Origin of the sequence: Moorena producens PAL-8-15-08-1, assembly GCF_001767235.1 — a bacterium.
GTDB classification, from domain to species: Bacteria; Cyanobacteriota; Cyanobacteriia; order Cyanobacteriales; family Coleofasciculaceae; genus Moorena; species Moorena producens_A.
The window spans coordinates 698267-708060 of sequence record NZ_CP017599.1 but is presented as its reverse complement, the minus strand read 5'-3'; the positions used below and the strand labels follow the sequence as shown (position 1 = coordinate 708060).

Annotated in this window: 9 protein-coding genes; 3 read left to right on the top strand and 6 right to left on the bottom strand. The window is 43.5% G+C overall.

Annotated elements, in window-relative coordinates:
* Window positions 1-52 precede the first annotated feature (52 nt).
* Window positions 53-142, top strand: a complete 90-nt coding sequence (locus BJP34_RS50255; RefSeq protein WP_149030753.1) for a hypothetical protein — start codon at window positions 53-55, stop codon at window positions 140-142.
* A gap of 109 nt (window positions 143-251) precedes the next feature.
* Here BJP34_RS50255 and BJP34_RS02880 read toward each other — a convergent pair whose 3' ends face one another.
* Both BJP34_RS02880 and BJP34_RS02875 read right to left on the bottom strand, forming a co-directional pair.
* Window positions 252-2858, bottom strand: coding sequence for a PhnD/SsuA/transferrin family substrate-binding protein (locus tag BJP34_RS02880; protein WP_070391034.1), 2607 nt, complete (start codon window positions 2856-2858; stop codon window positions 252-254).
* Between the two features lie 13 nt (window positions 2859-2871).
* Entirely contained in the window at window positions 2872-3258 is a 387-nt protein-coding gene (locus tag BJP34_RS02875) for a hypothetical protein (RefSeq protein WP_070391033.1), read from the bottom strand.
* Between the two features lie 320 nt (window positions 3259-3578).
* Here BJP34_RS02875 and BJP34_RS02870 point away from each other — a divergent pair, with 320 nt between their 5' ends.
* Window positions 3579-3794, top strand: a complete 216-nt coding sequence (locus BJP34_RS02870; protein WP_070391032.1) for a hypothetical protein — start codon at window positions 3579-3581, stop codon at window positions 3792-3794.
* Window positions 3795-3847: 53 nt separating this feature from the next.
* Window positions 3848-4063: a hypothetical protein gene (locus BJP34_RS38485; RefSeq protein WP_149030752.1), complete on the top strand. Its 216-nt coding sequence runs from the start codon at window positions 3848-3850 to the stop codon at window positions 4061-4063.
* On the opposite strand, the gene BJP34_RS02860 is transcribed toward BJP34_RS38485, so the two are convergent.
* The 4 genes from BJP34_RS02860 to BJP34_RS42125 all read right to left on the bottom strand — a co-directional run bounded on the left by BJP34_RS02860 (window position 4060) and on the right by BJP34_RS42125 (window position 9499).
* Window positions 4060-6615, bottom strand: a complete 2556-nt coding sequence (locus BJP34_RS02860) for a PhnD/SsuA/transferrin family substrate-binding protein (protein ID WP_229424219.1) — start codon at window positions 6613-6615, stop codon at window positions 4060-4062. The two genes, BJP34_RS38485 and BJP34_RS02860, sit on opposite strands and share 4 nt — an antisense overlap.
* A gap of 539 nt (window positions 6616-7154) precedes the next feature.
* On the bottom strand, window positions 7155-7292 hold the full coding sequence (locus tag BJP34_RS42130; RefSeq protein ID WP_158516954.1) for a hypothetical protein: 138 nt from the start codon (window positions 7290-7292) through the stop codon (window positions 7155-7157).
* Window positions 7279-9276, bottom strand: coding sequence for a response regulator (locus BJP34_RS02855; RefSeq protein WP_070391029.1), 1998 nt, complete (start codon window positions 9274-9276; stop codon window positions 7279-7281). Before BJP34_RS02855 ends, BJP34_RS42130 begins: the two co-directional genes overlap by 14 nt.
* A gap of 67 nt (window positions 9277-9343) precedes the next feature.
* Window positions 9344-9499, bottom strand: coding sequence for a hypothetical protein (locus tag BJP34_RS42125; protein WP_158516953.1), 156 nt, complete (start codon window positions 9497-9499; stop codon window positions 9344-9346).
* Between the last annotated feature and the right edge of the window lie 295 nt (window positions 9500-9794).

Genomic DNA, 9794 nt, shown 5'->3' with positions numbered 1-9794 from the left:
GATAAAACGATCATGTCAAAAGCCTTTAAGTTTCCTTTCAGATGCTAGCTACATGATTAAAGGAGGTTTGGGAGGTTTAGGTTTACTGGTAGCTAATTGGATAGTGTCCAAGGGCAGGGTAAACGCATCTTACTTAGTATAAATAGTAACAGAAAAAAAAATGATTAATTCAATTTTTTGTGAAATTCGAATAAATCCCATCTTAAAAGCAGTTTTTTTTGTTCAAAGTCAACAAATTTAACCAATGATAATTATAACTTATCGACATACTCTTCGATAAACTTCCTAAGTTGCTTCACCTTGAAATCTTTAGCAAATCTATAAATAACCTTAGCAAATGGGACAAATTTAGAATCTAACTTTTCCAGCTTTTCAGCTTCTTGGCTGATGTCAAACACATTACCTTTCTTAGCAAAGTCATAAAGTTGGAGCAGAATATCAGATGGGGGAGGCACAATCGCATCTAGCTGGATTTCTTCAGCTCCAGCATCTGTTATAGTTTCTGGTTTTGGTATGAAGTCTTCATACACCCATTCCAGTTGCAAATGCTGTTTTAATTTTTCTAGTAATTCGGCTACGTCCACTGGTTTGGGAATAAAATCATCGCAGCCTGCCTTCGAACTCTGTTCCTGGTCTAACTCATAAACACTGGCAGATGAAGCAATAATCAACAGATCTTTAAATTTATCTAATGAGCGCAGACGTCGCATCATTTCCAAGCCATCCATCACCGGCATCACCAAGTCAGTAATAATTAGATCAGGGTTAAATGCTGTGGCTTTTTCCAAACCCTCAACCCCGTTACTGGCCTCCAACAGTTCAAATCCCAGAGGTTGTAAAACATTCACAATTACAGAGCGATTCTCCCATTTGTCATCTACTACTAAGATTTTCCCTGCTTTCCCCTGACAACCTATAAGAGTTTTGGTGGAGGCTTGGTTACTGTCAATCACAGCTGTAGTAATCGGTAACTCTAACTCGATCGAGAAAAGGCTACCTTGGCCATAAGTACTCTCAACATTGATAGCACTTCCCATCAAATTGATAATTGTTTTGCTAATCGCTAATCCAAGCCCAGTGCCTTGTTCACGATGCTCAACATCCCCCACCTGTTCAAAGGGCAAAAAGATTTTTTCCAGTTGTTCTGGGGTCATCCCAACGCCAGTATCTTTAATGATAAATCGAAGTCTGGCTAGGGGGGATTGGATAGTAGTAATTGCTTGGTGATTACTGATAACGTCTACCTTAAACGTGACTCCGCCATGGTCAGTAAACTTAATAGAATTTCCCAAAAGATTAATCAGAACTTGTCGCAATCGTTTGGGATCAGCCAGGATACCCTCTGGCAGATGGGATGAGGGTTGATAACTAAAAGCAATCTCTTTTTGCTGGGCTTTGACGCGACACATTTCTACAACTTCCATCAGAAAGGACGGCAAATGAACTTCTGTCGGAAACAGTTCCATTTTCCGAGCTTCGATTTTGGATAAGTCTAAAATGTCATTAATCAGATGGAGTAGATAGTTGCCACACTTATAAATAAGGTTGATCTGGTCTTTTTGTTTAGCAGTTATCTGTGGATCCCGTTGTAGAATTTGGGCGTAACCCAAAACGCCATTGAGGGGAGTACGCAATTCATGACTCATATTAGCCAGGAATTCACTTTTGGCGTGATTAGCCTGATCAGCCGCTTCTTTAGCTGCTTTGAACTCAGCTGTACGTTCGGAGACCCGGATTTCCAGTAAAGCATTGGTTTGTCGCAGTTCTGCTTCGATTCGCCTACGGCCAGCCAGATAAACTAGACCATAGCTAAATCCAAAGCAGGAAACACCAGCAAATAACAGCCAATAGCGGTAGTGATGGATGACTTGACCCAGAGTCACGTTTCCCCAATCTTCGTAGGGACGAACCCGCAGATTCCGTAAGGTTTCGTGACAAGCTTGGTAGTTGGCGGGGATAGTCCAGCCCTGATAACGACCAGCTTTGGCGGCTGGGTGCTCAGAAGGCATGGTTATTAATGCGATCGCAACCTCTTCCGCTAACTCCATTGGGGTATGGGGTAGTGTAGAAAAGGGCCATTCTGGATAAAGTTTAGTACTCAGAGCAAAAGGGAAAGTGTCCTGATATTGAGTTTGCTGATTGAGGATCACAAAGTCATCTCGATTAATTTTACCCTCCTGTGCCATACGTTCGAGGGTATCAGTGCGGACAGTGCCAGCATCGACAATACCATCACGAACAGCGTAGACCACTGCGTCATGGCTACCACCAAAGTGGAGCGCTGGAAAGTCACGGTAGGGGTTAACTCCAGCTTGTAACAGAGTTTCCCATGCCATTTGCCAGCCCCCAAAGGCAATTTCACTGACGGCCATAAAGGTTTTGCCCCGTAAATCCCTTAAATCCTGGATATCATTGCGATCAGCATGACGCAGGATAACCGCTCCAAATTGGGTGTAAGGCTGGCCTAGGCGTAGATTTTTTAGGGTGGCAATTCGTCGTGCCCCATAAATCCATTCCAACTCTACATACATTCCAGGGTTAGGCAACACAAAGTCCACCTCCTGGTTAGCTATTATTTCTTCGATGGTGTCAAACCCTAGTGGTACAAGTTGGAAGACATAGCCGGAAATGGTTTCACTGAGATAGTCTAGGGTCGGTTGCCATTTTTTTTTGGTATGGTCAACACCCCGAATTGCCATCACTCCCACCTTAACAATCTTTACCTGTGAAGTCGTTATTTGTCCTGTTCCATCTACAGATTTCTGAGCAAGAGTAATCCCTGGGGCAGGCGATGCTATTAGTGATAATCCCATGCCTAGAATCAGGCTGGATTTAATTAAGAAGTAAAGACGACTCATAGTATAGCAGTTTTCAATTATGTGAGGTACGAATTTTTGGGGAGTAGGGAGTAGGGAGTAGGGAGTAGGAAGTAGCTTTCAGGGGTAGGTTTTTAAGATTTAGGCTGAGGAGAGAACAGGGATACTTGGAGAAAAATCGGGAAAAAATTGACCAATCGGTAAGGGAAGATGATTGAGTAGAGCAGCTTGAATCACGCTTCATGCCCCGACGAAAACAGCTCAAAACCCGGGGATTCGCTGTACTGCTGTCAGAGTTTGGACTCTCGAGAGGGGTTGCCGGTAACTGTTCTGAGTGGTTGGAGCATAGATCAGCATCAGATTCCCCTCCAACACTGACGACCCACAAGGTGGCAATCGCAATCGCCAACCAATGACGCTCAGCGCGTTGGGGGTCAGTCATTTTAGTCTGGTGCCATTGCCAACCTCCCCGGCAACATATCAATGAACTTACACTCAATCGGTGAACCCATTCGATACCATCATTCTTCCCCAAGGGGACTCCCGTTATAGTCGTGTTAAGCAGCGTCTGGCACTGCCAGTAAGACAAGCGCGGGAGACGGGGCGCATAAAGTGCGGACGCAGGTTCCGCACACGGCCCCTTAGGAATTGGGGACTGAAAATGTTGCGTATCATTGAAAATTTGTGCTTTGCTAGAACAAAAATATATTATTGTGCTGTGCTCAAGAGAGTACCAGTTTGTTCGCAAGCTGAAAAGCCTCTATGCATCAAGGGCTAAAACTATCGATTTTTCCAGGGGTGGCCATCCATTCAACACCCATTGCAGGAGCCTTTTTGGTAGTCTTGATTCTTCTTCATCGCTGTGTTTCCGTAGCAGCTCTTCGAGAGTATCGCGTTTTTGTCAAGTTTATTAAAAAACCTACCCTTGAAAGAGTGTGGGGAGATGGCCAGATGGGGAGATGGCGGAGATTTTTATAAGGGTAATTATCCTGACATGATATAAGAATTAAATTCGCCACGACTCGCACCTAATGTACATAAGATTTTTTCCCTTTTGCCTCTTGCCTCTTGCCTCTTGCCTCTTGCCTCTTGCCTTCCCCTCCTGGGAGGGGTTAGGGGTGGGTTCCTCTTGCCTCTTGCCTCTTGCCTCTTGCCTTCCCCTCCTGGGAGGGGTTAGGGGTGGGTTCCTCTTGCCTCTTGCCTCTTGCCTTTTTCCTATTTTAAATTCCACCTATAATTATAATTAATCGATATACTCTTCGATAAACTTCCTAATTTCCTTCACCTTAAACTCCTTAGCTAATTTATAAATTAGCTTAGCAAAGGGGACAAATTTAGCATCTAAGTGTTCTAGCTTTTCAGCTTCTTGGCTGATGTCAAACACACTACCTCTCTTAGCAAAGTCATAAAGTAGGATTAGGAGATCAGATGGGGGAGGCACAATGGCATCTAGCTGGATTTCTTCAGCTCCAGCATCTGTTATAGTTTCTGGTTTTGGTATGAAGTCTTCATACACCCATTCCAGTTGCAAATGCTGTTTTAATTTTTCCAGTAATTCGTCTACCTCCACTGGTTTGGGAATAAAATCATCGCAGCCTGCATTCCAACTCTGTTGCTTGTCTAACTCATAAACACTGGCAGATGAAGCAATAATTAACAGATCTTTCAAGTTATCTGATGAGCGCAGACGTCGCATCATTTCCAAGCCATCCATCACCGGCATCACCAAGTCAGTAATAATTAGATCAGGGTTAAATGCTGTGGCTTTTTCAAAACCCTCAACCCCATTACTGGCCTCAAACAGTTTAAATCCCAGAGGTTGTAACACATTCACAATTACAGAGCGATTTTCCCATTTGTCATCTACTACTAATATTTTCCGTGCTTTCCCCTGACAACCTATAAGAGTTTTGGTGGAGGCTTGCTTACTCTGACTCACAGCTGTAGCAATCGGTAACTCTAACTCGATCGAGAAAAGGCTACCTTGGCCATAAGTACTCTCAACATTGATAGCACTTCCCATCAAATTGATAATTGTTTTGCTAATCGCTAATCCAAGTCCAGTACCTTGTTCACGATGCTCAAGATTACCCACCTGTTCAAAGGGCAAAAAGATTTTTCCCACTTGTTCTGGGGTCATCCCAATGCCAGTATCTTTAATGATAAATCGAAGTCTGACTAGGGGGGATTTGCGAGTAGTAATTTCTTGGTGGTTACTGATAACGTCTACCTTAAACGTGACTCCGCCATGGTCAGTAAACTTAATGGCATTGCCCAAAAGATTAATCAGAACTTGTTGCAATCGTTTGGGATCAGCCAGGATACCCTCTGGGAGATGGGATGAGGGTTGATAAATAAAAGCAATCTCCTTTTGCTGGGCTTTGACGCGGCACATTTCTACAACTTCTTTCAAAAAGGACGGCAAATGAATTTCTGTCGGAAACAGTTCCATTTTCCGAGCTTCGATTTTGGATAAGTCTAAAATGTCATTAATCAAATGGAGTAGATAGTTGCCACACTGATAAATAAGCTTGATCTGGTCTTTTTGTTTAGCAGTTATCTGTGGATCCCGTTGTAGAATTTGGGCGTAACCCAAAATGCCATTGAGGGGAGTACGCAATTCATGACTCATATTCGCCAGGAATTCACTTTTGGCGTGATTAGCCTGATCAGCCGCTTCTTTAGCTGCTTTGAACTCAGCTGTACGTTCGGAGACCCGGATTTCCAGTAAAGCATTGGTTTGTCGCAGTTCTGCTTCGATTCGCCTACGGCCAGCTAGATAAACTAGACCATAGCTAAATCCAAAACAGGAAACACCAGCAAATAACAGCCAATAGCGGTACTGATAGATGACTTGACCCAGAGTCACTTTTCCCCAATCTTCGTAGGGACGAACCCGCAGATTCCGTAAGGTTTCGTGACAAGCTTGGTAGTTGGCCGGGATACTCCAGCCCTGATAACGACCAGCTTTGGCGGCTGGGTGCTCAGAAGGTATGGTCATTAATGCGATCGCAACCTCTTCCGCTAACTCCACTGGGGTATGGGATAGTGTGGAAAAGGGCCATTGTGGATAAAGTTTAGTACTCACAGCAAAAGGGAAAGTGTCTTGATATTGAGTTTGCTGATTTAGGATCACAAAGTCATCTCGATTAATTTTGCCCTCCTGTGCCATACGTTCGAGGGTATCAGTGCGGACAGTGCCAGCATCGACAATACCATCACGAACAGCGTAGATCACTGCGTCATGGCTACCACCAAAGTGGAGCCCTGGAAAGTCACGGTAGGGGTTAACTCCAGCTTGTAACAGAATTTCCCATGCCATTTGCCAGCCCCCAAAGGCATTTTCACTAACGGCCATAAAGGTTTTGCCCCGTAAATCCTTTAAATCCTGGATATCATTGCGGTCAGCATGACGCAGGATCACCGCTCCAAATTGGGTGTAAGGCTGGCCTAGGCGTAGATTTTTTAGGGTGGCAATTGGTATTGCCCCATAAATCGATTCCAACCGTACATACATTCCAGGATTGGACAACACAAAGTCCACCTCCTGGTTAGCTACTATTTCTTCGAGGGTGTCAAACCCTAGTGGTACAAGTTGGAAAACATAGCCGGAAATGGTTTCACTGAGATAGTCTAGGGTCGGTTGCCATTTTGTTTTAGTATGCTCAACACCCCGAATTGCCAGCACTCCCACCTTAACAATCTTTACCTCTGAATTCATTATTTGTCCTGTTCCATCTACAGGTTCCTGAGCAGAAGTAATCCCTGGGGCAGTCGATGCTATTAGTGATAATCCCATGCCTAGAATCAGGCTGGACTTAATTAATAAATAAAGACGAATCATCTTATAGTACTTTTCAAGTAAGTAAGGTACAAAATTTTGGTTTTTCGGGAGTAGGGAGTAGGGAGTAGGGAGTAGGGATTAGGGATTAGGAGTCGGATTAGGGATTAGGGAGTCGGGAGTCGGAGTCGGGAGTCGGGAGTCGGGAGTCGGGAGTCGGGAGTCGGGAGTCGGAGTCGGGAGTCGGGAGTCGGGAGTCGGGAGTCGGGAGTCGGGAGGCGGGAGTCGGGAGTCGGAGTCGGGAGTCGGGCTAATAAAATTTAATGTACCTCATAAATATGATAAAAACTAGATCCCTTTTCCGGTTAATAAATTATAGTTTTAATTCATCAATACCTATTTCATTAATTAATAATTAACAGGCTGAATATAGCGTTTATATCATGTCCGGATAATTACTCTGTCTTGATGCAGTCGCTCATGGGGGAAACCACGGCAGTCGCTCATGGGGGGAACCCCCAAGACCGCGCTGCCTCCCCAAGACCGCGCTGCATCGCTTAATAAAAATCTCCCCATCTCCCCATCTCCCCATCTCCCCACACTTCCCACACTTCCCACACTTCCCACACTTCCCTCTCTTTCCCGATTCCCGATTCCCGATTCCCGATTCCCTGCGCTATACTAATTCTTTTCAAGATACTTTTCTATCAATATTCTAATTTTTTTTAATTGAAATTCATCAGCATAATTAGATATAGTCTGAGCAAAGGTCACAAACTTATCATCTAATTGTTTAAGATTTTCTGCGGATTTAATAATCGCGAACATATTCCCTTTCTTGGCCAGGTCATAAAGTTCAGCTAATACATCAGCTGGGGGAGGTACAATAGCCTCTGGCATAACTTTTTTAACAGATTCAATTTTGATTTTTGATACTTCGGGATCATACTGTTCATATACCCATTCCAGTTGCAGATGCCGCTTTAATTTATCGAGTAATTCTTCAACGTTCACAGGCTTAGAAAGAATATCGATCCAGCCTATATCCTGACTCTGTTGGTGTTCTAATTCATAAACACTGGCAGATGTCGCAATTACCATGATCTGTTTCAATTGCTCTGATGAGCGGATACGTCGCATCATTTCAAAGCCATCCATCACTGGCATCACTAAGTCAGTAATAATTAAGTCAGGGTGAAATTCTATAGCTTTTTCCAAACCCTCAACCCCATTACTCGCTTCCAAAAGTTTAAATCCCAGAGGTTGTAAAAAATTAACAATAAAAGAGCGATTCTTCGGTTTGTCATCTACCACTACTATTTTACGCACCTTGCCCTGAAAACCAACGATAGTATTGGTATAAATTTTAGTTTTGTGATCCATTACTGTGGTAGTAGGTAAATCCAAATCCACAGAAAAAACACTACCCTTGCCAGAAGTACTTTCAACTTTGATATGACTTCCCATGAGATTAACAATTTTATGGCTAATAGCTAATCCCAGACCAGTGCCTTGATCTCGAATAGCACTATCCCCAAATTGTTCAAAGGGTAAAAATATTGTTTCCAATTCTTCTGGGTTGAGTCCGATGCCAGTATCTTCGATTTGAAATCGAATTCTAAGCATGGGTGATTCGGGAGCTTTGCCTATTAGTGGCATGATTTTGTCTGTGATAACTTCCCCCTCTTGCTGATCTCTATAAATCCTAGGGAGTGGGGGTTGTACGGCTTTATCGTTACTGATCACCTCTACCTTGAAGGTTACTCCGCCATGGTCAGTAAACTTAAGAGCATTGCTCAGGAGGTTAATCAGAACTTGTCGCAGTCGTTTTTCATCAGCCACAATCCCTGCTGGTAGACAGGATGATGGTTGATAAATAAAAGAGATACCCTTTTGCTGAGCTTTGATACGGCAGATTTCTACAACCGAGATCAACAAAGTAGGAAAATGAATCTCTTTCGGCAACAGTTCCATTTTCCTGGCTTCGATTTTAGAAAGCTCTAAGATGTCATTGATCAAGTGGAGCAAGTGAGTGCCACATTGGTAAACGAGATCGATGCTATGCTTTTGTTTAGGGGTAGCGGTTTTATCCCGTTGGAGGATTTGGGCATAACCTAAAATGCCATTGAGAGGAGTACGCAGTTCATGAGTCATATTGGAGAGGAATTCACTTTTGGCTTGGCTAGCTAATTCAGCAGCTTCTTTAGCTTTTGCCAGTTCAATGGCTTGTTGTTTTAACTCCTGATTTTGAAGTTGCAGCTTTTCAGTTAACTCCTGAATCCGTAAATGGTTAATTATCCGAGTTAAGAGTTCCTCATGTTGGAGTGGCTTAGTGACATAATCGACTCCCCCAACTTCAAATCCTTTCACCTGATCTTCGGTACTAGATAACGCCGTCATGAAAATTACAGGAATATCTTTAGTAGCCTGATCCGCCTTCAAGCGACAGCAGGTTTCAAAGCCATCTATACCTGGCATCAAAACATCCAGTAAAATAATTTGAGGATGGGCATACTTAGCGCGTTTTAACCCACTTTCACCATCTTGGGATACTAAAATGGTGAAGCCACAATCTTCTAAATAATCAAAGGCAACCCTTAAATTTGTGGGATTATCATCAATAATCAATATGGTATACTTTTTTAAGTCAAAGTCATTTGTTTTAGCAATTACACTCATGGATTTTATTCCAGATGCAGATAGTCTTTAACCAAAGTAACAATGGCTTTTTATTGAAACCCTTTGGCTAAGTTTTTGAGTTTGGTGGGCTTTGGGAATGTAGTTGTAATCGACTGCTTCGAGGTATAGCAATTCCTAAGTATTCAGCGATCAGCCATTCCCGTAGCGTGGCCAACGGCCAAGGCCAACGGCTGACTGCTGACTGCACCTCAAGTAGCACCATCTGTAGCGCATATGCTTACAGCAATTCTGGCGGAGGTTGTGAACTCTCATGGGGGTCTCAATAGACAACAGAAGCGAAAAAGATTCTGGAAGTCTTGCCCCAATTGAGCTAAAACCGCGCTTTCCTGAGAGGTCTAATCGATTGTGAACTCTCACGCGGGCATCCTGCCCGCACTACCAGGAATTTTGGACTTCTGGATTTTCACAACTCGCCCACGAAACCCGATAGTGAGTTCCTGGGCGAATTTTTGTCATACTGCCCAGCATCGCCAAGTTTATAGAGCACTTTCATTTCC